33 protein-coding genes are annotated in these 23,471 nt (G+C 62.0%); 13 read left to right on the top strand and 20 right to left on the bottom strand.

Annotated features, from left to right (window positions below; genetic code table 11):
- Positions 1-56: 56 nt before the first annotated feature.
- The 4 genes from ntrC (at position 57) to ABWO90_RS15705 (ending at position 6,861) form a co-directional block, all read left to right on the top strand.
- Entirely contained in the window at positions 57-1,640 is a 1,584-nt protein-coding gene (gene ntrC / locus ABWO90_RS15720; protein WP_353192158.1) for a nitrogen regulation protein NR(I), read from the top strand.
- A 55-nt stretch (positions 1,641-1,695) separates the two neighbouring features.
- Positions 1,696-2,577: a dTDP-4-dehydrorhamnose reductase gene (gene rfbD, locus ABWO90_RS15715; RefSeq protein ID WP_353192157.1), complete on the top strand. Its 882-nt coding sequence runs from the start codon at positions 1,696-1,698 to the stop codon at positions 2,575-2,577.
- Between the two features lie 126 nt (positions 2,578-2,703).
- Entirely contained in the window at positions 2,704-5,616 is a 2,913-nt protein-coding gene (locus ABWO90_RS15710) for a pentapeptide repeat-containing protein (protein WP_353192156.1), read from the top strand.
- A gap of 303 nt (positions 5,617-5,919) precedes the next feature.
- Positions 5,920-6,861 carry a flagellar brake protein gene (locus ABWO90_RS15705; protein ID WP_353192155.1) on the top strand — a complete coding sequence of 314 codons (942 nt, stop codon included), beginning with the start codon at positions 5,920-5,922 and terminating at the stop codon, positions 6,859-6,861.
- Positions 6,862-6,983: 122 nt separating this feature from the next.
- Here ABWO90_RS15705 and xth read toward each other — a convergent pair whose 3' ends face one another.
- Both xth and ABWO90_RS15695 read right to left on the bottom strand, forming a co-directional pair.
- A complete protein-coding gene (xth, locus tag ABWO90_RS15700) occupies positions 6,984-7,763 on the bottom strand; it encodes an exodeoxyribonuclease III (protein ID WP_353192154.1) in 780 nt (259 codons plus the stop codon).
- Positions 7,764-7,915: 152 nt separating this feature from the next.
- Positions 7,916-8,107 carry a helix-turn-helix transcriptional regulator gene (locus tag ABWO90_RS15695; protein ID WP_353192153.1) on the bottom strand — a complete coding sequence of 64 codons (192 nt, stop codon included), beginning with the start codon at positions 8,105-8,107 and terminating at the stop codon, positions 7,916-7,918.
- Between the two features lie 89 nt (positions 8,108-8,196).
- On the opposite strand from ABWO90_RS15695, the gene ABWO90_RS15690 reads away from it, so the two are divergent.
- Positions 8,197-8,430: a hypothetical protein gene (locus tag ABWO90_RS15690; protein WP_353192152.1), complete on the top strand. Its 234-nt coding sequence runs from the start codon at positions 8,197-8,199 to the stop codon at positions 8,428-8,430.
- Positions 8,431-8,643: 213 nt separating this feature from the next.
- Here the strand turns inward: ABWO90_RS15690 and ABWO90_RS15685 are convergent, their stop codons facing one another.
- The 18 genes from ABWO90_RS15685 to ABWO90_RS15595 all read right to left on the bottom strand — a co-directional run bounded on the left by ABWO90_RS15685 (position 8,644) and on the right by ABWO90_RS15595 (position 19,578).
- On the bottom strand, positions 8,644-9,030 hold the full coding sequence (locus ABWO90_RS15685) for a hypothetical protein (RefSeq protein ID WP_353192151.1): 387 nt from the start codon (positions 9,028-9,030) through the stop codon (positions 8,644-8,646).
- A 238-nt stretch (positions 9,031-9,268) separates the two neighbouring features.
- Positions 9,269-9,772 carry a DUF1643 domain-containing protein gene (locus ABWO90_RS15680; protein ID WP_353192150.1) on the bottom strand — a complete coding sequence of 168 codons (504 nt, stop codon included), beginning with the start codon at positions 9,770-9,772 and terminating at the stop codon, positions 9,269-9,271.
- Positions 9,769-10,032: a hypothetical protein gene (locus ABWO90_RS15675; protein ID WP_353192149.1), complete on the bottom strand. Its 264-nt coding sequence runs from the start codon at positions 10,030-10,032 to the stop codon at positions 9,769-9,771. The genes ABWO90_RS15680 and ABWO90_RS15675 overlap by 4 nt, the downstream gene beginning before the upstream one ends.
- The gene (locus ABWO90_RS15670; RefSeq protein ID WP_353192148.1) at positions 10,029-10,235 is read right to left on the bottom strand and encodes a hypothetical protein; all 207 of its coding nucleotides are present in this window, start codon (positions 10,233-10,235) and stop codon (positions 10,029-10,031) included. Before ABWO90_RS15670 ends, ABWO90_RS15675 begins: the two co-directional genes overlap by 4 nt.
- The gene (locus tag ABWO90_RS15665) at positions 10,232-11,326 is read right to left on the bottom strand and encodes a hypothetical protein (protein ID WP_353192147.1); all 1,095 of its coding nucleotides are present in this window, start codon (positions 11,324-11,326) and stop codon (positions 10,232-10,234) included. The genes ABWO90_RS15670 and ABWO90_RS15665 overlap by 4 nt, the downstream gene beginning before the upstream one ends.
- Positions 11,319-11,651 (bottom strand): hypothetical protein, encoded by a 333-nt coding sequence (locus ABWO90_RS15660; protein ID WP_353192146.1) that lies wholly within the window; start codon positions 11,649-11,651, stop codon positions 11,319-11,321. The genes ABWO90_RS15665 and ABWO90_RS15660 overlap by 8 nt, the downstream gene beginning before the upstream one ends.
- Entirely contained in the window at positions 11,648-13,258 is a 1,611-nt protein-coding gene (locus tag ABWO90_RS15655; protein ID WP_353192145.1) for a YqaJ viral recombinase family protein, read from the bottom strand. Before ABWO90_RS15655 ends, ABWO90_RS15660 begins: the two co-directional genes overlap by 4 nt.
- The gene (locus ABWO90_RS15650) at positions 13,251-14,309 is read right to left on the bottom strand and encodes a hypothetical protein (protein WP_353192144.1); all 1,059 of its coding nucleotides are present in this window, start codon (positions 14,307-14,309) and stop codon (positions 13,251-13,253) included. The genes ABWO90_RS15655 and ABWO90_RS15650 overlap by 8 nt, the downstream gene beginning before the upstream one ends.
- A gap of 2 nt (positions 14,310-14,311) precedes the next feature.
- Positions 14,312-14,611, bottom strand: coding sequence for a KTSC domain-containing protein (locus tag ABWO90_RS15645; RefSeq protein ID WP_353192143.1), 300 nt, complete (start codon positions 14,609-14,611; stop codon positions 14,312-14,314).
- Positions 14,612-14,733: 122 nt separating this feature from the next.
- On the bottom strand, positions 14,734-14,877 hold the full coding sequence (locus ABWO90_RS15640; protein WP_353192142.1) for a hypothetical protein: 144 nt from the start codon (positions 14,875-14,877) through the stop codon (positions 14,734-14,736).
- Complete coding sequence (locus ABWO90_RS15635) at positions 14,877-15,020, bottom strand: hypothetical protein (protein WP_353192141.1); 144 nt, start codon at positions 15,018-15,020, stop codon at positions 14,877-14,879. Before ABWO90_RS15635 ends, ABWO90_RS15640 begins: the two co-directional genes overlap by 1 nt.
- Positions 15,017-15,289 carry a hypothetical protein gene (locus ABWO90_RS15630; protein WP_353192140.1) on the bottom strand — a complete coding sequence of 91 codons (273 nt, stop codon included), beginning with the start codon at positions 15,287-15,289 and terminating at the stop codon, positions 15,017-15,019. Before ABWO90_RS15630 ends, ABWO90_RS15635 begins: the two co-directional genes overlap by 4 nt.
- Position 15,290: 1 nt before the next feature.
- Complete coding sequence (locus ABWO90_RS15625; protein WP_353192139.1) at positions 15,291-15,482, bottom strand: hypothetical protein; 192 nt, start codon at positions 15,480-15,482, stop codon at positions 15,291-15,293.
- A 340-nt stretch (positions 15,483-15,822) separates the two neighbouring features.
- Complete coding sequence (locus ABWO90_RS15620) at positions 15,823-16,140, bottom strand: hypothetical protein (protein WP_353192138.1); 318 nt, start codon at positions 16,138-16,140, stop codon at positions 15,823-15,825.
- 7 nt (positions 16,141-16,147) lie between these two features.
- On the bottom strand, positions 16,148-16,648 hold the full coding sequence (locus ABWO90_RS15615; RefSeq protein ID WP_353192137.1) for a helix-turn-helix transcriptional regulator: 501 nt from the start codon (positions 16,646-16,648) through the stop codon (positions 16,148-16,150).
- 558 nt (positions 16,649-17,206) lie between these two features.
- Positions 17,207-18,181 carry a LexA family protein gene (locus ABWO90_RS15605; protein WP_353192135.1) on the bottom strand — a complete coding sequence of 325 codons (975 nt, stop codon included), beginning with the start codon at positions 18,179-18,181 and terminating at the stop codon, positions 17,207-17,209.
- A 66-nt stretch (positions 18,182-18,247) separates the two neighbouring features.
- Positions 18,248-18,742 carry a hypothetical protein gene (locus ABWO90_RS15600; RefSeq protein WP_353192134.1) on the bottom strand — a complete coding sequence of 165 codons (495 nt, stop codon included), beginning with the start codon at positions 18,740-18,742 and terminating at the stop codon, positions 18,248-18,250.
- An 86-nt stretch (positions 18,743-18,828) separates the two neighbouring features.
- Positions 18,829-19,578, bottom strand: a complete 750-nt coding sequence (locus tag ABWO90_RS15595) for a LexA family protein (protein ID WP_235210124.1) — start codon at positions 19,576-19,578, stop codon at positions 18,829-18,831.
- Between ABWO90_RS15595 and ABWO90_RS15590 the strand changes: the two genes are divergently transcribed.
- From ABWO90_RS15590 to ABWO90_RS15555, 8 genes are all read left to right on the top strand, one after another.
- Positions 19,577-19,822, top strand: coding sequence for a transcriptional regulator (locus ABWO90_RS15590; RefSeq protein WP_353192133.1), 246 nt, complete (start codon positions 19,577-19,579; stop codon positions 19,820-19,822). The genes ABWO90_RS15595 and ABWO90_RS15590 overlap by 2 nt on opposite strands.
- 224 nt (positions 19,823-20,046) lie before the next feature.
- Complete coding sequence (locus ABWO90_RS15585) at positions 20,047-20,310, top strand: hypothetical protein (RefSeq protein ID WP_144347356.1); 264 nt, start codon at positions 20,047-20,049, stop codon at positions 20,308-20,310.
- 1 nt (position 20,311) lies between these two features.
- Positions 20,312-20,584: a hypothetical protein gene (locus ABWO90_RS15580; RefSeq protein WP_353192132.1), complete on the top strand. Its 273-nt coding sequence runs from the start codon at positions 20,312-20,314 to the stop codon at positions 20,582-20,584.
- Between the two features lie 83 nt (positions 20,585-20,667).
- On the top strand, positions 20,668-21,072 hold the full coding sequence (locus ABWO90_RS15575) for a hypothetical protein (RefSeq protein ID WP_353192131.1): 405 nt from the start codon (positions 20,668-20,670) through the stop codon (positions 21,070-21,072).
- Positions 21,048-22,052 (top strand): DUF1376 domain-containing protein, encoded by a 1,005-nt coding sequence (locus ABWO90_RS15570; RefSeq protein ID WP_353192130.1) that lies wholly within the window; start codon positions 21,048-21,050, stop codon positions 22,050-22,052. Before ABWO90_RS15575 ends, ABWO90_RS15570 begins: the two co-directional genes overlap by 25 nt.
- Positions 22,003-22,779 carry a hypothetical protein gene (locus ABWO90_RS15565; protein WP_353192129.1) on the top strand — a complete coding sequence of 259 codons (777 nt, stop codon included), beginning with the start codon at positions 22,003-22,005 and terminating at the stop codon, positions 22,777-22,779. Before ABWO90_RS15570 ends, ABWO90_RS15565 begins: the two co-directional genes overlap by 50 nt.
- A gap of 2 nt (positions 22,780-22,781) precedes the next feature.
- Complete coding sequence (locus tag ABWO90_RS15560) at positions 22,782-22,985, top strand: hypothetical protein (protein WP_353192128.1); 204 nt, start codon at positions 22,782-22,784, stop codon at positions 22,983-22,985.
- Positions 22,982-23,452, top strand: a complete 471-nt coding sequence (locus ABWO90_RS15555; RefSeq protein ID WP_353192127.1) for a RusA family crossover junction endodeoxyribonuclease — start codon at positions 22,982-22,984, stop codon at positions 23,450-23,452. The genes ABWO90_RS15560 and ABWO90_RS15555 overlap by 4 nt, the downstream gene beginning before the upstream one ends.
- Positions 23,453-23,471: the final 19 nt, after the last annotated feature.

Here is a 23,471-nt window from a genome sequence, read left to right as displayed (position 1 = left end):
CCTCACGCCGTCGGCCGTAACACCTGCGGCCGGGCATAGACGTTACACGGTGAACAATGAAGCCGATCTGGATAGTAGACGACGACCAATCGATTCGATGGGTGCTGGAAAAAGCACTCACCCGCGCCAATCTGCCGGTGCGCAGTTTTACGGGGCCGCGCGAAGCGAGTGCGGCACTCGAACACGACTCACCGCAAGTGCTGGTCTCGGACATCCGCATGGCGGGCGGCTCCGGGCTCGAGCTGTTGCAGACGGTCAAGCAACGGCATCCCGGATTGCCTGTCATCATCATGACGGCATTCTCGGACCTCGACAGCGCGGTCGCCGCATTTCAGGGCGGTGCATTCGAATATCTCGCCAAACCTTTCGACGTGGATCGCGCCGTCGAGTTGATCTTGCGGGCTGTCGAAGAGAGCCTGCGCGAGGCCACGGACGACGAGCGCATTACCGAAGAGCCCGAGATTCTCGGCCAGGCGAGCGCGATGCAGGATGTGTTCCGCGCGATTGGTCGCCTGTCTCATTCGAGCGCCACGGTGTTGATCACCGGGGAGTCGGGGTCGGGCAAGGAACTGGTCGCACGGGCGCTGCATCGTCATTCGCCGCGCGCATCGGGGCCGTTCATCGCGCTCAACACCGCAGCGATTCCGAAAGATCTGCTGGAATCGGAGCTGTTCGGTCACGAGCGTGGCGCGTTTACCGGTGCACAGGCGACGCGACGCGGGCGCTTCGAGCAAGCCGAGAGCGGCACGCTGTTTCTCGACGAAATCGGCGATATGCCGCTGGACCTGCAAACGCGTTTGCTGCGCGTGCTGTCCGATGGCAACTACTACCGGGTGGGGGGGCACAGCCCCATCAAGGCGAACGTTCGCGTGATCGCGGCAACACACCAGAATCTCGAAGATCGCGTGCGCCAGGGGCTGTTTCGCGAGGACTTGTACCATCGTTTGAACGTGATTCGCCTTCGGTTGCCATCGTTGCGCGAGCGCAGCGAGGACATTCCGCTGCTTGTGCGTCACTTCCTCCAGAAGAGTGCTCGCGAGCTGGGTGTCGAGACGAAACGCATCAGCGAAGCAGCGCTCTCGCATCTGACGCGCTTCCCGTTTCCGGGCAACGTGCGACAGTTGGAGAATCTGAGCAACTGGCTGACTGTCATGGCGCCGGCGCAGACGGTGGAAATCAAGGACCTGCCGCCGGAGTTCCAGACACTTGCGCCGGTCGCGGCGACGGGGAATGCCATGGCGCCGGCTTATCCGGGGGCGTCGCTCCCGGCGAACGCCGGATCCATCGCGACGGGCGGGGCCGCGCCGGCTTACGGCGGCGGTCTCGGTGCTGCGGCGGCGAATGGCGTTCCGGCGATGGTGGGCGCGGGCGGTATATCGGGTGTATCGGGTGTATCGGGTGTCGCCGGCGAGATGGCGGGGGTCGAGGGCTGGGAAGCGATCCTGCGCCGTGAGGTTGCGCGGCTGTTGCGTTCGGCGTCGCCTGACGTCATGGACCAGTTGACGCGCCGCTTCGAGACGGCGCTGATCAACGAAGCGCTGGACTTTACCCGAGGACGCAAAGTCGAGGCGGCGAGCCGTCTCGGCATTGGCCGAAACACCATCACGCGCAAAATCCAGGAGCTTGGTCTGGAAACCTGAAGCCAATCGGGGTAGGCTCTCTCGTTTGACTAGTGAGCAACGAGGGAGCCGGATCATGGCAAGACGCATCCTGTTGACAGGCGCTACCGGGCAGGTGGGCTGGGAACTGGCACGCAGCCTGCAAGGCATGGGCGACGTGCACGCGCCCGGGCGTAACGAGATGGATTTGCTCGACACGGATAGCGTTGTACGCACGCTGCGCGACTTTGCGCCCGACGTGATCGTCAATCCGGCGGCTTACACCGCGGTCGATCGTGCGGAGACCGATGAAGCGGCGGCCTATCAGGTGAACGCCGTCGTGCCGGGCATCATGGCCGAAGAAGCCAGGCGCAGCGGCGCGCTGGTCGTGCATTACTCCACCGACTATGTTTTCGACGGCGCGTCCACGACGCCGTATCGCGAAGACGAGCCCACTAATCCTCAGAATGCGTATGGGCGCACCAAGCTGGCCGGCGAAGCGGCCATCGCGGCGAGTGGCGCCAACCACCTGGTGTTTCGCACCAGCTGGGTCTACGGCGCGCGCGGCGCCAACTTCTTGCTGACGGCGCAGCGCCTGGCGCGCGAGCGTGACGAATTGCGCATCGTTTCCGATCAGCACGGCGCGCCGACATGGTGCCGGACCATCGCGGAACTGACGTCGCAAGTGCTGGTGCAAGGACTGAGCGAACCGTCGATCGATGCCGATTTCTGGCGCGAGCACGGTGGCCTTTACCACCTGACGGCGGCCGGGCAGACCACGTGGCACGGCTTCACCGAGGCGATCCTCGATCTGAGTGGCGCGGAGAAGCGCCCGAATGTTGTGCCAATTCCGACTTCTGCGTACCCGCTGCCTGCCAAGCGACCCGCATACTCCGTTCTCGACAACGACAAGCTGTCACGCACGTTCGGCGTGCGGGCGCCCGACTGGCGAGACGCCCTCGCACTCTGTCTCGCCTGAGGCGACGACGCTCCCTGCAGGTGCTGCGCGATTTCGGAAATCCCTTAGCGCGCAGCACCGCATTCCTTCGGCAACATGGTGGCTTTTTGCGCACGCCAACGAGCGCGCGCCAAGGAGCGATGCACCATGCCGTTTCAGCACACCGTCGCCCACCAGGCCCACGCGTTCGCCATCAGCAGCCACTTCGATGGCGGTGCCATGGCATCTGCGGATCTGCGTGCCCGAAGTGATGCGCCTCCGGAGGCGCTGCGTTATGCATGTCTCCATGCCAATGCCGACGAACGGCACATCATTTCCCAGCAGGTAGCCTGGCTGGTTCACGTGTTTGCGCGCGATGGGCAGGCGCCGGCTCGCTTCGGCGGTGCGTCGGTCAGGGACGCGCACGCGGACGCCCGGCGTAGCGACCTGACGTTTGACAAGCAGGCGGTAAAGCGCGCGTGGCGCATGCGCTTCTCGCATCTGTTCGGCAATAGTCAGGCGGAGACGGTCGTGCGCGATCTGTTGCAGTGGTGCCGTGCGCAGCGTGCGGACGCGAACGCGTCGCTTTGGCACTGGCTGCCAGCGGGAGAGGGGGCGCTGGAGGAGCTGGTGGCATGTTCCTCGCGGCCAATGCGCGAGTGGCCCGCGAACTGGCTGAACGTCGCGCTGACGCTTTCCGATTTGCGCGATGCCTTGCTCCCGGATTTACGGCTGCCGAACGCTGATCTACGTGGATTGGTGGCGCCGGGAGCGGAGTTCTGCAACGGGCATTTCAACGGGACGTGGTGGGGTGGCGCTTCGTTGCGCCGCGCGGGATTCGCTTTCACGAATCAATTGCTGGCCGATTTCGAGCGGGCCGACTTGCGAGAGGTGCGCTTTCGCGCGGCGGATCTGAGTGGGGCCAGGCTCGTCAAGGCGGACCTGCGCTGCGCCGAATTCGTGCATACCGTGGCGCGCGGCACCGACTTTGGCGAAGCCCGTTGCCGCGGACTCACGTTCACCAAAACCTGTCTGGATGGGGCGTCGTTTCAACGTGCGGCAATGCGCATGGCGTCGTTCGTCGAGGGCAGTGCCCATGGCGTCGGCATGGTGGGGGCGGACGCAAAGCGGTCGCGATGGACATCCGTGCTGATGCACAACGCGCGCGCCTGTGGGGCAGATTTGCAGGGGGCGGTATTTCATCGGTGCGAACTGCCGGGACTCGACGCGCGCGGCGCCAAACTCAACGATGTGTCGTTCGATGCCTGCGATCTGCGCGGTGCCCGATTCGCTGGCGCGAGTCTGAAGCGCGTGCGAATCGGACCGGGGTGTCGTCTCGACGGCTCGCAATGGCATGACGCCCGGGTTCGTCTGGACGACGTATGGCTACGCCAACTGCCCCCTCCGGAACTCGATCAGGTCGCACGGTCGTGGATGACGTTCCCCTCCGATCAACCCGCAGAACGTGCGGACGTGTTCGTCCAATTGCTGGGTGCCCTCGCGCGACGACCGGTCACGCCGGCACTGGATACGCCGAAGGTGCCATCGCTGCACCGGTTGTCCGACCATGTGAGGAAGAGTGAGTGGCTTGCCGCCCTGATGGTCGCGCCCGCAGAGGAGGGCGGCGTCGGTGAGCAGACGCAATTCGCCGGATTGCGCCACCAGTGGCTGACGCAGCGACTACGCGATCTCGCTCACGTCTGTCAGTCGCCAACGCAAGCGAGTTGGGGGATGGCGGCGCTGGGCGCAGCGTTGCATCGGCAGTGCGGCAGTGGCCAGCCCACGATTGCGTGGTCTGTCGCGGGGGCCATGTGTCAGACGCTCTACTGGGCGGGCGAAGGCGCGGGTGGCGTCGACGCGACATATTCGCAGGCGTTGCGATGCGCATGGTTTGATGCGTTGCCGCCGCAGGTCCATGTGGCGTTGTCGGACGATGGCGTCGATGCTTTCAGCGCCGACCATGCGGTGCTGATTCGTGAAGACGGGGAGCTCGCCATGCGGCTGCCTACCGCAGTGTTGCGAGGCGTGCTCGGCGCGCTCGACGTTCCATCGGGGAACGCGGGCGACGCGCTGCGCGGACACGTTGCGCTGCCCGGGTGGCAATGGCGCGGCACCCGGGGGGTGGCTCGCGACGGCCGATCACACGATTACGTGCCGGCCACCATGGCGCAACTTCACGGGCTGTTGCGCGAGTTCGGTTTCCTTTCGGCCATCTGGCCGGTGCAACATCGACTCGAGGCATTCCACCGCCTGCTCGGGCGATGGTTGGGGGCCGACGGTGCTAGTCGTGCCCGCGCGACGTGTCAGATGACCCCGGTGCCTCCGGGAGCTGCCGGCGGCGTCGGGGTCGCCCGGGCGTCCACCGTGCCGATCGAGCGGATCCAGCAGATCGCTTCGACGGCGCCACTTGCATCGAATGTGTCGGGGGTGACAGAGATCGCCCGGACCCCATTGCGCACGGTCGACCGACACGAGGCCCTGGTGCGCGTGGGTGGTGCGCCGGAGTCTTCCAGGCTTCGGCGCGCCGCGCACCACGATATCGATGAAATCTTTCGCGATATGCCTCTGCACCTGCCCGACAGTGACGGCGGTGTGCCGCAGGCACGGCGGGTTCGTTGGGTTTCGGTCGTTGCAGGGTTGACTTGGCTGGCAACGCAGCCGGAATGGTGCCGTGCGGGACGCCTTGGCCGGGACGTCCCGTCAGGCATGGTGTCCGCCGAAACGCACGAAAGCGAAGGGCGGGACGGCAGAGGGTACTTGCGAGCCTATGCGGTAGCCGCGCTCAATGAAACGATGAGCGGTGATGTCACACGTCAGCCGTTGCCGGAAGCGCTGGCATTGCGCGTCTGTCTGGCGGATGCCGATTGCCCGGCACCGCGTCTGGCGCACGTGCTGGCCGATTGGCTGACGTGTCACGACATCTGCGATCTGCCGGGGCTGGCGCAGGCGTGCGCACAGACACTCCCCTGGTTCTGGGCGATCCGCCTGCCGCTTCGGCCCGATACCCTTTCTACCCTTTCTCACGCAGTGAGCCGATCCGAGCCGTCCGACGGGGCCGTGGCCCGATTTGAGGGTAATTGACGCCGTTTTTGCCCCATATTTCGCCCTCAGAAACCAGCCGCTTTCGTGGTAAAAATACGAACACGCAATACGTTGCCCACTGGGGGCGCGTATCCGGCCGGCCGGACGCGTGGTTTTTCTGGAATTTGCCGACATTGGTGGGGTTCTGGCCACGGATGCCCGCGCGAAGAGGGTCGCCCAAGACGCGATCCCGCGCCCGGGAATGCGGGGAAGGCCAAGACCTCGTTCCCGGGCTTTCAAGGGCTTCGCGCCCTCTCAGGCATCATGCATTCGACTTGTATAGCGTCAGGCTATTCGGGGTTCGTGGCGGTCAATCGTCGCGAGCTTGACGCACATGTTCCACTCTCCTGGCCACTGTTCGACGCCGACGGTACGCCGTTGCTCGCGGCGGGCGAACGTCTGCCGTCCGAGGCCGATCTCGACTGGCTCTTCACCATGTTCGCGCCGCATCGGCCGCTTCCCGAAGGCGCGACGACGGGCGAAGCGGCGGGCCGCACCGAGGCTGCGAACTCGGCGTCACCGCTGGGCGGCGCATCGACCGTGTATTTGCACGGGTTACCGGTGCCGCTGCTGATTGGTGCGTGGCTGCAGGTGCGCGTCTCGCCAGAGGCCGAGACGGTTCGTGTGCGTGCGCGGCTCATCGGCCGGGCACCGAACGGCATGCTGATTATTACCCCGCCATCGTCGGGGGAGACGCGGTTGCCTGTCCAGACGGGGGACAAACTGGCGTTATGGACGTTCCCGGGTGACAACCTGTACGAGTTCACCTGCGAAGTCCATAGCGTGCATCATGGTCCGTTCGACTACCTGGTGTTGTCGCGACCGTCGCAGGTGCGCGAGACGCCGGTGCGTCGTACGCCGCGTGTCGACACGCGTCTGGTGGCGCGCCTCTCGCCGCTCGACGAATCGACTCGCGCGTCGTTCACCCGCATGCTGGCCGATCCGCAGGACACGCCCGAATGGCTCGTACTGGTGCGGGACATTAGCGCCGATGGGGCAGGGATCGTCGCGAAAGCGCCGTTGCCCGACAACTGCCAGCACGTGGCGCTGCAGTTCCGGGTGCCGATCGGCGCCGACGTTGTCCCCATCCTCGGCATGGCGGCCGTGCGGGGTGTCGAAGGACCGCGTGCGGACGGTACCTGGGCGTATGGGCTGGAGTTCATGCAGATGGACATGCGCAACAAGGCCGCCATTCGCTGCTACGTCTACGAATCCCGGCTGTCGGATCCACGCGCCGGACAATGATCGCTCGTGTATCGACGTGATGAAGTGGGGAATACAAAAACGGCACCTGATTCAGGTGCCGTTTTTTATTGCCGCCGGTTCAGTGCGGAACAAGGACCGAATAGCCGAACAAGCGCGGGCTGTCAGTCCTTGAACGTGGCGACAACCGGTGCGTGGTCCGACGGCTGTTCCCACGTGCGCGGCACGCGATCGATCTCGCAACCCGTGCAACGCTCGGCGAGCGCCGACGTCACGAGGATGTGATCGATGCGCAGCCCGGCGTTGCGTCGGAATGCGCCCATGCGGTAGTCCCACCAGCTGAACGTCTTTTCCGGCTGATCGAACATGCGGAACGTGTCGCGCAGCCCAAGGCCTTGCAAACGCGCGAATGCCTGACGTTCCTGGGGCGATACGAGGTTTTCGCCGACCCACTTCGCGGGGTCGTGCACGTCGCGGTCTTCCGGCGCGATGTTGTAGTCGCCAAGCAGCGCGAGTTGCGGATGCCGCTCCATTTCGTCGGAGAGCCAGTGGGTGAGGGCGTCGAGCCAGTTCAGCTTGTAGGCGAACTTGTCGGAGCCGACGGCCTGCCCGTTGGGGAAGTAACCGCAGACGACGCGAACCCCGCCGATGGTTGCGGTGATGAGGCGTTGCTGTTCATCGGCGAAGTTCGGCAGGTTCTTCACGAGATCCGTGGCTTCGCCGACTTTCGCGTGATTGACGAGCAATGCGACCCCGTTATACGTCTTCTGACCGGTGAAGTGCGAGGTATAGCCGAGTGCTGCGATTTCGGTGATCGGGAAGTTCTCGTCGGTGAGCTTCAGCTCCTGCAGGCACAGGACGTCGACCGGGTTGCTGCGCAGCCAGTCTTGTACGTGACCGAGTCGAACCTTGAGCGAGTTGACGTTCCAGGTGGCAAGTTGCATGAAAAATCGTATCTCTTTATTTTATGCGGGTTTCATGGGTGTTTCGCTAAACATATTTTTTCTAGCTACCCATCTAGCTACCCATCTAGCTACCCATGTATTGGGTGGTAGATGGATGTGACGAAACACTTTGGCCCCAGCATTGTAGGCGACTATCCGGTGGGCCGCGATTGTCGAACCAGTTGTTCGATACTCTCGGCCGTAATGCCGCTCGCGTGCTTTCCGATCTTCACCAACGTTAGCCTGCCGTCGGCGACCAGGCGGTAGATCGTCGCCTTCGAGACCCCCAACTGTTGCATTGCCGCTTTCACTCGGTAGAGCTTCGGGGACGTATGCGCGCTCATGTTGCGATTCTCCAATCTCTCGCGGTGACCCGCAGAATTTCGTTCGTACTATCATGGTTGCTCGGCCACTCTCGGGCGCCGCGCCCACCATGCCTTTCCTCAACTTTGTGTATCGCGGTTGCACCGTCGACATCGAGATCGGCGAGCGTGCAACCCTGTGGGACATCACCATCGAGGTCACGCCTTTCGATGGGGTGGAGCTTTTCGAGCCATTCGGTGCCCGCAAACTCAAGCTGCCGAAGACCGAGGAACTCGATGCCATTCAAAACGAACTGGTGAACGAGATTCAGTTGGCAATTGATCGTCGGCTCGTGGGTTGTTGAAATGCCTATTGGCGGCACGCGCGCGCGTCCATGCGCCAATTTGAAACGGTCGTTTGGTTGATCCGGGATTTCCATAATTTCTGCACCAACTGGGCGGAATAAACTGATCTGACCGCGACGTGCCGAATTGCCCCCCGGCGCAGCGGATTCTTGGCCCATCCCCTCGATGGGCCTTTTTCGTTAGGGCCGGGTGGGTGGTCATGTTTCGGTGTCTCAATTCTTCCGATATGTGAAGTGGAAGCCGCCTGCGCCCTCGTGGGCGACAAACGTGACCTGTATGCCGTATGGCTTCGCTTCGTAGTCGGTCAGTCGGCCGTGTACCCAGTCGCGGAGGGCGGCTTTCCATTCGTCCGGCAGTGCGGCAATCACTTGACTCTCTGCCGGGGCCGTGTGATCGAGCGACAGAATGGTGGCCGCGATAACTGCTGTGAACTCCGGGCTTCTAGCGAGCGTGCTTTGGGCCGTCTCCGCAGCGGTCAAGCCGGGGAACGGCCAAGCCTCGAAACGTTCGACTTCCAAAAGCTCGACCCGCTGAACAAGGAAAAGTTGGCCTTGCGCGCCCTGCCGGCAGTCGCCCAGAATGATCTCGTTCTGTCTCATGCTAGGATTCCTCGAAACGAAAGGAGGTCGCTATGCCGGTGAAGTCTTTCGAACACAATGGCCATAACATCGAAGTTTCTGCTGACCAAGACCGGAAAGGTTATTGGAGTTGGTCGTACACAATCGACGGCATCCACTACACGGAAATGCCGGATCGGCCGCTGAAAGCAGAGCATGCCGTCTTGGGCGAAGGAGAGGCCGCCGCAATCCGGCACGCCGACAGATTGGACACATAGCATCACCCCGCCTTAGCGCCGTCGACGCGCGCTGGCCATTCAATGAGCTGTTGATCGCCACGCACATAAAGCGGGTGGCGCGGCGAACCGTCTTTCGTCACGCCCAGACACATCAGCCGGTGCATGCGACCGCCGAAAATCTCGCGCACCGCTTGCACGCGGTCCGGGCGAGCGTTGGTGCCCCATGCGCAAATGACCGTTTCATGCTTCGCCGCGAGTTCTCGCAGATATAGATCGTTGAGCGGCCCGACCGGATCGCCGTGTTTCCATAGCTCAGCCGGATCAGTCGCGCGAAGTGCATAGAGATTCGCCACGACGATCCCGTTGCAGTCCCAAGTGCGTGCGAAGCCGCGGCAGCGGCGGACGGTCGGATCGTCGAGGCTGGCATCGGCCGTGCTCGGGTTGAGCATGATGAAGAGGGCGGTGCCTCGCGTGGTGTACGCGTCGTGCGGCTCGCGGGTCAGGGTGTAGCGGTACTGGCCGCACTGGCTGATGATGGCGCTCACGATTTCCGCTCCTCCGCTGCCTGCGAGGCGATCACTGGCTTCGGCCCAAATACCGATTCGACCCAATAAGGAAGGCGCTCCTCGGGAAATTCTGCTTCGATCTCCGCGAAACATTTGGCGTAGCGCGATCTGGCGTCATTGCGGCGCTTGCTGGCGGCGACTTCTTCGGCACATGCGGCGTCGAATGCATCACCGATCGTGTTCAGTTCTTTCATCTTGTTGATGAATGCCTGCGCTCGCTCTAGCGTTCGCGTGCTCATGCTGTCACCTCACTCTTGGATTTTGCAATGCGCTCTGCTGTGCGGTATGCGCCGTAGCCTTCCTGCTGATTTCCATACCAGCAGTCCATTGCCTTCGTGGCGCATAGGTGTGCCCCCTGCGCAATGATCCAGTCGAAGTGGTCATCACCGAGTACGCGGCGTGCCATGTCCTCGGGCATTGGATCTCGCCAGAAGTCGCTCACGATGCATCCCCCTTCGCCTTGGCGGCAATGGCGGCGTCGATGGCTGCCTCGGCATTGGCCCATCGGCAGCGGTCGATAAAGTTTTCATCACGGGCGGAGGGCAGCGGCTCGTATTCCCAATGGCCGTCGCGATTCAGGCATTCGCTTCCACGCGTGACCTTCCAGAGATCGGGGCCGGTGACCTGCCGTGCGCGCTGAATCTTGACGGGGATGTCTGGATTACCGCCCGGCAATGCATAGGCGTCGATGATCGTGCGGCCCAACCCGCCATCCGCCGACAGCGCGGTGCGGCCGGTCACGCGTGCCTCGATGGCTGCCCACGTCGGTTCGTACTCGGGCCAGTCGCTTTCGACAACAACGCACGCCACGGTAGATATGGCGTTGTCGTGCAAAACGTCGCGCAGGATTTGTTCTTTCGTGCTGGACAGGTTTTTACGTTTGATGACGATGTAACGCTCCTCGCGCTCAAACGCCTCCCTCTCATCCCCGCCCACCTTCGCGGGAGACGAGAGGGCGGCTTGGGCTGAAGCAATCGCCGCGTCAGTCACAGCATTGCGATGCCCCGGCAGGTAGCCGGTCAGGGCCATGAGGGCCTGCTGTAGAGCGCTGCGCATGTTCGGCGCGTTGTCCACCTGCGGCGCATCTGCGGCGCGCTCGCCATCTTCACCAGCTTCCCAGTACCCACAGCCGTTTTCGTTGCAGATGGTCACCGACGACCCTTTACAGCGCGGGCAATGCGACGCCTCATTACCAGCCATCGGGTGATGGCCGCGCTCGCCGCCATTCACGGGCGCGGCGTAGAGCTTAGGCGCGCGGCCTCCATCGGGCATTGCGTACAGTTCGCAATCTCGAGGTTTTCTACCCGTCATCCACCGAAGCTTGCCGCCTTCGGAAACGGCGACATGCTGCAACGCCACCGCCTCTTGCCCTGCGCTCTGTGCGGCTGCCGTGGGGGCGGCGGCGAGCATGGCGGTGTAGATTTCTTCGACGTGAGACTTCCAGCGTCCAGCGGCTGCCATTTCATCGGTCGGCGCCTTCGGCACCAGTTGCCACTGGCTCGCATCGAACGCCACGGTCTTGAGGTCAGACATTTCGGATCTCCTTGTCGGGCGTGACGGGATGGCCCATGCAGCCATGCTCTTTGTGGTCGAAGTTGTCGCACTTGCCGAACGGGATGAAGTTGTGGCCCTTCGACAGTTCTTCGAGCAGCTCGGCTTTCGCTTCGGGGGCCGTCATTAGGCGTCCGTCGTCGTGCTTGAACATGCCTTTGAAGTCCCGGTCCTTCCAGTTCGTAAGTGCGCCGCGAACGTCTAGGCACATGTGGAACTTCTTCGGCACAAACGTGAGCGTCTCCACCACCGAAGGCGGCGCAGGCTCGGTATTCAGCCCTTCGGGGCGTGGGTCCATGTAGGTCATGCCGCTTCCTTCTGGAGGGCCGATTCGACATGGCGCACCAGCGCCGCGCAAATCAACTCGAAATCGCTCTCGTGATACAGCTTCGCGGCCTTGTCGGTCGCCGCGTGCGTGATGCCGAGGCTGGCCAGCCCGTCGGCAGTCAGGCTGATCGGGGCCAGACGCTCGTTGATCTGGCCGAGGCGAAGCGTTGGCGCACCGGTCGGGGTCGCGCGCGGCACCATGTCCCACGGCGGTGACGTGTCAGTCTTGGGCTGCGGCGGTGCTGCCTGGCTGACGGCCACGGATACGGTTGCTGGCGCGGCGGGCGTCGCGTCGGCCTTCTGGGCTTCAGCTTGCTTGTGCTGCTCGATTCGCGTCGTCACGGCCAGCTCGAAGTCTTCGGCTGGCTTCTGAATAAGCGTCTGAAGATCCCGGAACAGGAAGGCGTGGGCTTCGTGCTGGGCAAACCAGGCCAGTTTCTCGCGCAAGTCCCGCGCGGCTGCGTCGGCGGCGATCTTGCCGGCGGCGACCGCCGTATTGATGGCGTCGTGAAGGCTCGCAAGCGTGCGCTTGTTCTTTGCCGCCGCAACGAAGTCCGGTGCGGGAATCACGATCTGGACAGACTTCAGCTCGGCGTTCAGCGCAGCCAAGTGATCCGCGTAAGCCTTACGCCCGCCGACGATGATCTCTCCCTTGATCTCTTCCTTGCGCTTCGTGACGAGTTTGTCGAGGCCCAGCCGCTTTTCGCGCAGTTGTGACTTGATGTAGTCGACTGTGCGGATCAGCTCGTCAATGCTAGACGTCTGCGCGAGTGCCGCGTTTTTTGCGACCTCGAGTTCCTTTTCGGCGGTCTCGCAGAACTTGACCGTCGCTTCGGCGTTCGCGAAGTCCTCGTCGCTCTTCAGGTCGGTCTTGATGCCTTCGATGAAGCGCTCGGCCGCGGCGCGGAACGTCGGCAGGTTGCTCGCGAGCACCTCGCCGCGGATCTGTACGGCAAGCGCCGGCAACGCCATGATCGCGTCGGCCTGTGGCTTCTCGACAATTTCGACGGGCGCGTAGCTCGCGAGGTCGTTCGCGAACTGTTCCCATCCTGCCTGCAGTCGCTCGAACCATTCCGCATCCGGTTCGATTTCGATGCGCTCCATGTTGTCGGGCGTGCCGTCCGAGACAACGAAAATCACCTTCTTCGCACCGGTCACGAGCATGACCTGCTGGCATTGCGGCCAGTACTCTTCGGGCAACTCGCCAGCGCGCACAGCGTTGGCCAGTCCGGCGTTCCACTGCTTGTGTTCGAACGCGACGTCTTCGGACATCGTCAGGCCATCGCAAGACGCCGAAAGGCGCCCCAGCGAGCAGGTAACCGGATACAGGTCGTCGCCGATGAGGCCCTCTACGATCGGGCGCGCCAGCGCTTCGACCTCGTGGCCGTAGTCCAGAATGTTCTTCTGGACCCAGTCCGAGAACTCGCGTGGCGTGCCGACGTACTTCATTTGCAGCAGCTCATTGCGCTTGGTCTTCGTCGAGAGGCCGAGCATTGCGGCAGCTTCGCTCGCGCCGAAGTGTTCCAGGCGGAACTGCGCCCATTCGTCGGATCCCTGAACCAAGTTGTGAATGATGCGTTCAGTCATTTTCGTGGCTCCAAGCGTCGATCGTCAGCTTCTGGTCTTCGGTGAGGCGTAGCCGCGTCTCAATCATCGCGATCAGGTCGGCGGGTGTTTTGGTCTTCTCGATGATTTGCTTCCGCCATCCATCCTTCTTTTTGGCGAAATCTTCGGCTGTGCAGGTGGGGATGGCCTTGCCTTCACCCTGTGTCGCCGCGCCGGCTGCGTCGCCGCCTTGTTGCTCTGCGCGATTTTCCATCACCGACTTCCATGTGGCTTCGCCGTCCTTGATGGCACCGTAGATGCCACGCAGATCGACGAGCTCGGTAGGCGAGCAGGTGTCAAGCGAGTGGCCGAGGTACTTCGTCAATTCCTCAGCCTTCACGCCGATCTCGTGGAACGCGTCCGCAATGCGCTTGCGCTCTGCCGCCGGATCGCGCGCAGCTTCGTCCATGCGAACAGCCTTGATGATCTCCTCGGCTTCGTCCTGCAAGTCGCCGGGGATAATGCGCAGGCCGAGCGTCCGGATAGCCTTTGAAATCAATGCCGCCCGCTTATTGAGCAGATCGTCATCGTTTGCCGGTACGGTGTAGACCAGCTTCTTGTAGCTGTTCGTGCGCACCGAGATGTACGACCCGTCGTCCATCGGCTTCGAGCGCTCGACCGTCTTCGAAACACGAACGTCGAGCGGGTACGTGATGTTCGATTCAAGGTCGGTCACGCTGACGCGGTGCACTTCTTTGGCGTCATCTTCGAAGATCATCGTCGTCTCGACCAGGACGTTCGACATGCAGCGCAGCGCCACCTCGACGAAGCGGATGCCAAGCCCTTCGACACCGTTGCCGATGGGCTTGCGGTAGAACGCGCTCTTGTTGTGGGCGAATGACGGCCGACGGCACTCGCTGAGAAGATCCTGGCGGACCCGGTCCCAATTACGGGGCCGCTGCATCGCCATGATGTAGCGAGCCTCAACCATCGCTTTGGACTGGGCGGCGACTGCCGACGATGCGGTCTCGACGACGGCCATTGTTTGATGTTGCGCGCCGAACTCGTTGCGCGTGGTCAGTGCATTGGTCATGGTCACTCCTGCGGGGCGGCCGGCGCCGCCTCGATCTTCACGTAGGGATACTTTTTGGCGAAAGGCTTGATGGCCTTGTAGAAGTGCGAGCCGATCGACTCGGCGGTGTCGAACGCGATGAAGTCGGCGACCGACACGTGCGAGTAGTGATAGAGCGAGGAGGGGGCGCCATCCTTCGTCTTGAAGCGAACTGCCAACGTGTTCGATGCTGCGTCGTGGCCGATGCTGTGGATCTGCGACGACTGGACTTCCTTCATCTCGATTTGCACGACGCTCGCGTGCTGGGCTTGGTTGTCGATCATGGTGGGTCTCTCAGTGGATGCGGACAAACTCGGGGCCGGTGACGAGCCAGCGGCCAGTGAGGCGGTAGCCGGCCGCGCGCTGCAGGCGCACGTAATCGGCCCAAGTGATTTCGATATGCACGTCAGTTCTCCCAGGTGGTCAGGCAGTACGTCGTTGCGTGGGCCGCGCGGCAGGCGTTCCAGCTCGTGACCTCGCGCCACGCCACGAAGGCGAGGGCGGAACAAATCAGCGAGAGGGCGAGCGCGAGTCGCACGGCGGTGGCCATTACGCGGTGCGCCCGTAGGACGGGACGTCGGCGGCATACGAGTCGGCGCCGTATTTGAAGACGCCGACGAGCAGGAACAGGAAGGCGAGAACCGCGAGCATGCGCACGCAGAATCGGCTGAAGTCGAGGGCGAGCCGGATCATGCGGCACCCCCGTCTTGGGCGTAGCGCACTTCCAACTTGAAATACGTGGCGCGGTGCACGTCGCGCATGTGGTCTGCAAGTCCGGCGGCTTTCACGCGGCGCCCGCAGTCAGGGCAGTAGCACTTCGATGCCTTGTTCGGCTGGTCGAAGGTCGACTCGTCTTGGCAGTCGCAGCAGCGGCGCGGGAAGCCGTCGCCATCACCATCCAGCGCAACACCACACCCTTCGCAGAGCGTGCCGTCGAGCATCATTTCGGCGATTTCGCCCATCTCATTCCCCCGTAGCACGGCGCACGAGCAGGCGGCGCAGGTCACCGCTGATCGAATCGGGGTCGCGCAGCTCGTCGCGCGCTTCCTCGATCGTCAGGCCGTGCTCTTCCGCGTAGGCAGCCAGATCGTCGGCCACGTCGAGCGAGGTCTGGTACCGCTGTTCCTCGATGCTCTCGACGTAGCTGACGTTCATCGCGCTGGCCCCTTCGTGCGTTCACTTCCGAATGCGCTTTCGCGCGGCTGGCGCAGCTACCGGTTCCCGGCCCGGTGACCCCGCGTCATGACTCGTCAGTCAGCGGATTGGGGTGGGTTGTGTGCTGCGTTGGAATGAATGATAGATAATCTATCTTTTGCGGGCAAGAAAAACTGGCATTGCGGGATAGAAATTCTATCTATTGGAATTCGATGTTCGATAGTGGAACTCGTGGGGACGCAAAAAAGCCCGCTTGGGGCGGGCTTGCGGGAGCGTCAGGCAAGAAAAAACCCGCCGAAGCGGGGTGTTCATGCTTAGGCGCGTAAAACGTTTACGTTACTCAGAGTGCGTCAAACTGCACTTTCTGTTGTTCGATTGCGTTCATCATTGCCTCTTTGTTTGCGGTTAGGGATGAAATGAGCACTTTATTGAACTCAAGTAGAACGTGAGTAGGAATGCTGAGGACGGCAACAATATCCCGCTCGCCTTCTGCCTCACCGTCAGTCGCTACTCGCTGCTGAACAAGGCAAAGTTTCGTCATCGGATAGCCGATCATCGCGGGACCAATGCCGTCCGCGTAGATATCGACGATCCCGTCTGGAAGGATGCTGGCCGTTAGCGTCCCTGACGCGGTGGTTTGAGTGATACGTTTGCTCATAGTGAGTTTAGATTGATTCAGTGGTTTCGATGAAAAACGAACCGACTCGGGGGGAATTCGTCGGGCCTACTTTTACGAAGAATTCCTCTGTGCCTCCGCCGATAACGACGGGGGTAACGTAATTCATCTTACAAATCGAACTGCCATCCACCGTGAGCTGTACGGCAGTTGTCGGCTCTCCGGACTCATCAAACTCCTTCTCGTACGAAAGCGGCGTAAGTGCTTGTGGTGAGAGGTCGGCCGTGCGTTTCAAAACGGACGAGAACGAGACAAATTCGGCCCAAAAAGCTACGTCGAAAGATTTTGCGATTCGATGGAGAACGGAGAACGAATATTTCCCGTAGTCTGGATCTTCTAGCCGGGCGATAGCGCTCTGCCGTGACCCAATGCGTTTGGCAAATTCTGACTGACTTAGTCCGTGACTCTCACGCAACAAGCGAATTTGAATCGCAAGTCGATTCGATACATTCGCCTCCGCCATAGCTTCTCTATACGCTTTGCTGCGCATCTTCTGTAGACGCTTGCTAGGCTTAGTCGATCTCGATCTCTTCAGTTCGGCACTTGTTTTCGCAGACACATTCGAATCTGCGCTTTGCAAGTTCGCAGAAGTTCGATGGTTTGTATTGAGATCCTTTATGAGTCGCCCAGACCATAATTGAGAACTCGTCGCTTCCCTGACCAAAATATCCCATTGGCCGCTGCTGGACGCGTCCCGCCTCGAATCTGATTTCATAGATCCCTTGGCAAAGTTTGTCATTTTCCCAACTCAATTTTTTCGCGTGTGGGTCTTTCCACATGTGCGGAGGCTGATCGCGAAGATAGCGGAGTCGCTCGTCACATCGGGCTTGGCCCTTCGCATCCAAGCGGTCGTAGTGCTCCGTGAACTCCGAAGTCTCGTTGCCCTGCTTGACCCAGGCGAGTATCTTATATCTCACTTTAGCACAAATTTGTGATGGTTATTTTGCGGTCAGTCGAGGTAGACGAATAAGCGGCGGCCGCATTCGGGATGCCGCGTGGCGACGCAGATCTTTGCTGTCTAGTACGCATCGCATGCATATAGGCGTGACTACCGTCGCCGGTATCGTCTGTGTTCGACCATCACCCCAACTATGCGAATCGGGTTGCTTTCATTGCTGATCGTCGGGTAGTCGGGGTTCAGCGGCACCAGTTCAAAAATCTCGGTACCAGTTGCGTTGGCGCCCCGAGGCCGATACGTCTTAAACGTTGCTTCGTCGCGTCCATTGGTGGCCACAACGAAATCCCCGGCGATCGGTCGGACCGCCGGATCCACTAGAATCCTGTCACCTTCTCGAAAATCCGGTTCCATCGAACGTCCCTCGATCTCGAGCGCGAAAGCGCTGTCCGACAGGTCGAGATCCGTGAGCAGATATTCGAACGCGCCGCCAGCGGGGAAGGGCGTGACGGTCTCGTGCATCAGACCTGCCTGCACGCTGCTGATCAACGGCACGCGCCGCTTTCCGACTTCGGCTGGGCGCACATTTGCCGCGCCTTCCATAGGACCGGTCCCGTCCCGCAGCCAGTCAGATTCGACACGCAGGAACTTGGCCAGCGCGGCCACCTTTTCTTCTTCGACCGAGTCGACAGCGCCGCTAAACCATAGCGTGACGGCGGCCGCACTGATGCCGCCAGCTTCGGCAATATCCGATTTCTGTCGGACGCCGCGCAACCCCATCGCGTAATGCAGCCGTGCGGTGAAACTCTCAGGCTGGTAGGAATTGAGGTATTTCGGTGCAGCTTTCTGCCCCGGCCCGATGAGCGAAGGAATGCGCTGATTCCCTCGTCCTGTGATCAGCCAGAACATGTTAAAGCCGTATGCTTCTTGAATTCGGGCGGCCTGGTCGTGGCCAATATCCAGCAGTTCGCAGGAAAGCCATTTCGCCACGATGCCCGGCGCCACACCTGCGGCTGCTTCGAGGGCTTCGTGCGTGATCGAGGCGTCGTTCAGAAGGGCCGCAATGCGCTGGGCAACGCCCTCACGTGCCCGCGTTGCGGTGTGTCTGATCTCGGCGTTCGTGGGCACGTCAAATCCTAACGGCGATGGTATTGCCTGTGTTCGATCATCACCCCGTTGAGGGGCGGCCTACGGCTAGCGCTTGTCCAGGTTCCCCATGGGCATCCAGAACGAAACTTTCTTTCTTTCGTCGTTGACCCAAACAACGTTGCTGTCGGTGTCGACGTTCAATATGGTGACAGTTGATCTGTTGGGACCAGAAGCGCAGCGGGCAACTGCCTGATCGAATGTTGAAACACCTGCGCCCCTTCTCAATCCGTCAAGCATGAGGCGCGTCCGGTTTGGTTGACCGCCTTGATCTCGATATTCGGGCTCGCCCGTCTTATCGGAGATGTTCGGGAACGTACCAGACAGGGCCACTTGCATTTGGATCAGACCCACGACCGTATTAGTGTAAGACGCTAGCTCCCGGTTCGGGCATGCGAAGAAGGGATCCTGTTTTGTCGCAACTGTCACCACTTTGTCGCCCACGCTGCACTTCTTCACCAAGCATGAACGATCATTGTCGGCCAATGCACTCGCGGAAACAGTCGCCGCGAGAAGCGCCAAGACGCCCCCAAATCTGGTCATCAAGTCTTATCCTTTTCACTGGTGAAAAAACGCTGGCTGTGGACTTCAGCGTGCAATGTCCAACAAAAATGTCATTCTGGATTGACCTATCGCCTGCGATATCGCCGGTGCTCAACCATCACGCCGATAATCCGAGCCGGCTCGTGTTCGCTGTTGATGGTCGGGTAGTCGTCGTTCAACGGAACAAGCTCGAATACTTCCCGTCCGTCGGCCCCCACGCCACGCGGCCTGTATTTCTTGAAGGTGGCTTCCTCGCGGCCATTCTTCGCGACGACGAAGTCACCGGGCTGTGGCCGCAGGGCAGGGTCCACAATTATCCGATCACCTTCGTTGAAGTCCGGCTCCATTGAACGGCCCTCGATCGCCAGCGCAAACGCGTGCTCGGACAACTTCAAGTCTGTTAGCAGATACTCGAACGCCGCGCCCGCCGGGAATGGCTCAAGTGCCTCGCTCATCAGTCCTGCCTGGACACTACTAATCAGCGGAATGCGGCGCTGGCCTATTTCGGCAGCACTCACATTTCTGTGAGGCTCCGACTCCATGCCTGGAATAGGCACAGCGTGCTTCGTCAATCGAGCGATTTCGAGGATCTGACTGTAGCTCGGCTCATGCCGCCCGTTTTCCCACGCGGAAATATTGCCGCGCGTCTTCCCAAGCTTCTCGGCGAGCTCGTCCTGCTTCAACTGGGCGGCCTCGCGGCTCGCCCGAATCCATTGCGCGATGTCCATATCGCGAATGTAAAGAAAATCTAACCTAGCTTGCGCCATATTTTCTTGCTTTTTGTGTATAGAATTTCTATCATTCGGTCTGATATCAACTTCGCAGAGTGTCGACATGGATCATCCTTTGGATCGAGCGTTGAAGGCGGCGAACCTGAGCGCACAGGGTTTGGCCGACGCGCTCGGGGTAACTCGTTCGGCGGTCCTTCAGTGGAAGCAAGAGGGGCGCCGCGTCCCGGCTGAGCATTGCCCGAAGATCGAAGACTTGGCCGGCGGGGCGGTGCATTGTGAGGATCTCAATGACCGGGTCGACTGGGCATACGTCCGGACCCATCCGGTACCCGAAATGACCGCCGCATGACGAAGGTCACCCCGATCCGCCGCCGCACCCGCCTGCTCGACACCGTCGCCGCGCTTTTCAGTGCATGGCGGCTGCATCGTGCTGACCGAATCCATTCGCGAGGCCGTTGCTGATGTCGCCGCGTATCTCGTTGTTCTTTTCATGTCCCTGCGGCGATTGCGCGCCGTTCCGTCGTTTCGTTGGATTCCATCGTATGAGTCACGTCGAGCACTTGGGAGCAGCGCATGCGTAGCCTCGAAAGCCTCGTGATGAACCGCGTTGCTCCCATGACCCAGAAGAAGGTCGCAGAGCTGATTGGCGTCGAGCCAACGAACTTCTCGCGGTTCCTGAACAACAACGGTCACAGTCTTCCGTTCGCGAAGTTTTGCGAGCTGTTCGATGTCCTTGGCATCGAGGCCGTAGCGGCGGACGACAGCAGCACCGTGACCATCTCGCGCGAGGAATATGAGTCCCTGCGCTTCTTCGCCCGCAAGGGCATCGGGGGCTGAAATGGCACTGCGCTGCAAACCCGGTGATCTGGCGTACATCACGCACAGCGACTATCCGTCGAACATCGGTCGGATCGTCACTGTCATTGAGTGCGTCGGCGTGCAGTACGGCCAGGTTCATTGGGAAGTTGAAGGCCACGGCACCTTTGACGCATGGGACGACGACGAACAGCGAGACACTCGCGCCGATTACTTATTTGTGCCGGACGAACACCTCCGCCCGATCGGCGGCACGCCCGTCCACGATGACATTCGCGACGAGGTGCCCGCATGAGCCGGCACAAGAAGCCCCGCAACAAACCGTACCGCCCGGGCCGCACTGGCTGTGGCATTCGCCTGCGCGCGGAGCCGTGGAAGGTGGCCGCGACGTTCGACCCGGTCATCGCGATCATCGACGAGTTGGAACAGCAGGGGACCGTGAACGTCGACGAGAAGGGCCGGGCCATTGTGCGAAATGCCGCGGACGGGCAGTGGTACACGGCGTGCGACTCGATCATGGGCATCGTCGACGCGTTCGAGATTCACCAATCACGCTGCGGCCGTGCAATGCCGCTGGAACCGCTTCGCCTGCTGGTCCGCAAGCTCGACGCGGGCATGCCGCTGTTCGACACCGACACGGTGCCGGCGCGCGCCGCGCTGGCCACGCTCAAGGCGGAAGCTATGAACATGCGCGCCGATTACGCGCGCGACCTGGCGAACACCGTTTCGATCCAGGACAAACTGCAACAGGTCACGTCATGCACGCCGACATCCCACCGCTGACGCCGGCCGATTGCGACCTGCGTGATTTCGCATTCATGCCGCTCGACGTTGTCCGTCTTCGGGACAGCGATATGACGGCCCTTGTCTCTGGGGACGAGTTCCGCTCGGCCGTGCTTTTGTGGTGCGCGTCCTGGCATCAGTCCCCGGCGGCGTCCCTTCCTGACGACGACCGTGTCCTGTCGAACTTGGCCGGCTTCGGCTTTGCTGTCGACTCGTGGCGGGCCATCAAAGCGGGCGCGTTGCATGGCTGGATCAAGTGCGCGGACGGTCGGCTGTATCACCCCGTGGTGGCTGAAAAGGCCCGTGAGGCTTGGCGCGGCAAGCTAAAGCAGCGTTGGGAAACCGAGAAGGCACGGGTAAAGAAGCACAATCAGCGCCACGAGACGAACTACGTTGTCCCTGACTTCGATGAGTGGTTGTCCTTGGGGCGTCCCGCAACTGTCCTTGGGGACACTCCGCATTTGTCCCCGGGGACACAAGGGGACTGTCCCGGCGCTGTCCCCCCTAAAAGTGCATCCAAGGGACAGGGAGAGGGACAGAGACAGGGACAGGGATATAAATCATCTTCTCCGCGAGAAGACGGGGACGACGACAGAGACCGACTGCCTGACGACTGCGTCCCGGCAAATGCAGCCGAATGGGCGGCCTACTTCGGGCACGAGCACGGCGTCAGCATCGACCCTGCCAGCTCCCACGAGCGAAAGCGATTCGTGCCACTCGCGACAGCGTGGTGCAACGCACGCGTGTCGATCGGCCGCATGCGACAGGCGATCACGAAGGCGCAAGCTGAAGCCACCGAGCCGATTGTGTTCCTGCCTGCCTACGTCGACCGCGTGCTCGCCAGCATGGCCTCACCGCGTGCCTCGCCGCGCAGCGCCGAGAACGCAGCAATCCTCGCCGGCCTCGCCGGTAACCCCTTGGGAGACGAGCATGGGTATGACCCCGGCACCATCGACGTCGACGCGACTGTCATCGGCTGACTGGCCGCACGACGCGGCACCGCAAAGGCTCATCGAGCGCTTGTTTGCCATCCTTGGCCAGCGCTACGGGGCACGACTTGCGGACATGTGGCGCGGCGGTGACCCGTCGAAACCCGAGACCGTGCGGCAGCACCTCGACGGCGTGAAGCGACAGTGGGCGCTCGATCTCGCCGACCTGAACGCAGCAGAGTGGCAGCGCGGCATCGCAGCATTGCGCGATCGCCCATACGTGCCGACTTGCCCAGAATTCCGGCTGCTGTGTCGCCCGCGCCAGCACGTCAATGAACTGCTCGACTACGCCGTCGCGCAGTTGCACCGTCGCGCCACCGACGGCAGCGACGCCTGGCCCGATCCCGCGCTCTACTGGGCGGCGCAGCGCGTCGGCGGGTACGAGATGCGCACACTCGGTCGTGATGTCCTCGTGAAGCGGTTCGCCGCAGCTATCGACGCCGTGCGAGACGAGGGCAGCATGCAGCCGGTGCCCGCCGCTATGGCCGCATTGCCCGCACCCGGCAAAGCCACGACGGACAAGGCGACCGGCCGTGCCCACCTTGCCGCGATTCTGGCCGGATGCAAGGGGCGCTCAGAACGCTCGCTCTCGCGTACGCGCGAGGCGTTGCTCCCGGTTGCAGATCGCCCCGACGCCGTGGCGAAGTTGCTCCCCGATTCTGTCCTCGCGTACGCGCGAGAGGCAGAGAAGGGCGCGCAGCGCTCGCCGCGAGGCTGACGATGGACCTGTGCCCGCTGTGCCGCGCCAACGCCGGACGCCTCGACTTCACGAAGCAATGCTGTCGCGTCCGGCACCTGATGGCGTTGCCGAAGGTGGAAATGCGCCGCGCGACGCTGGACCGGTGGCGCGGGCAGTTGGGGGAGTCAGCCGTGATCGAGATCGAGAACGAAGTGAAAGCCCGATGGGCAGCGAGGAAAGCATGACCGAAAACCGCCTGTTGTTCGATGACGCCCGGCTCCGCCGGGTTGTTTTCTCCGTGCCCGGCCAGCCGGTGGCGAAGGGGCGGCCGAAGTTCGCGCGGCAGGGCGGCTTCGTGCGCACGTACACGCCCGAGAAGACCGTGAACTACGAGACGCTCGTGAAGCTGGCCGCCGGCGCGGCGATGGCCGGCGCCAAGCCCATCGACGGACCGGTCGAGCTTTGGCTCGACATCGAGCTGACGATTCCTGCGAGTTGGTCGAAGAAGAAGCAGGCGGCGGCCGTGGCCGGAAAGGTGGCGGCGACGAAGAAGCCCGACGCCGACAACGTGCTCAAGGCGGTCAAGGACGGAATGAACGGCATCGTCTGGAACGACGACGCCCAGGCGGTCGAGTACCGCATCAGCAAGCGTTACAGCCTGACACCCGGCGTGCGGGTGCAGGTCGAGCAGTTGCCGCTGGAAGCGGCGTAATGGATTGGCACTTTTGACG

It is taken from the genome of Pandoraea pnomenusa, from assembly GCF_040391475.1.
In the GTDB taxonomy this organism is placed as follows: Bacteria; Pseudomonadota; Gammaproteobacteria; order Burkholderiales; family Burkholderiaceae; genus Pandoraea; species Pandoraea pnomenusa_C.
This window is presented reverse-complemented; position numbering and strand designations above follow the sequence as displayed.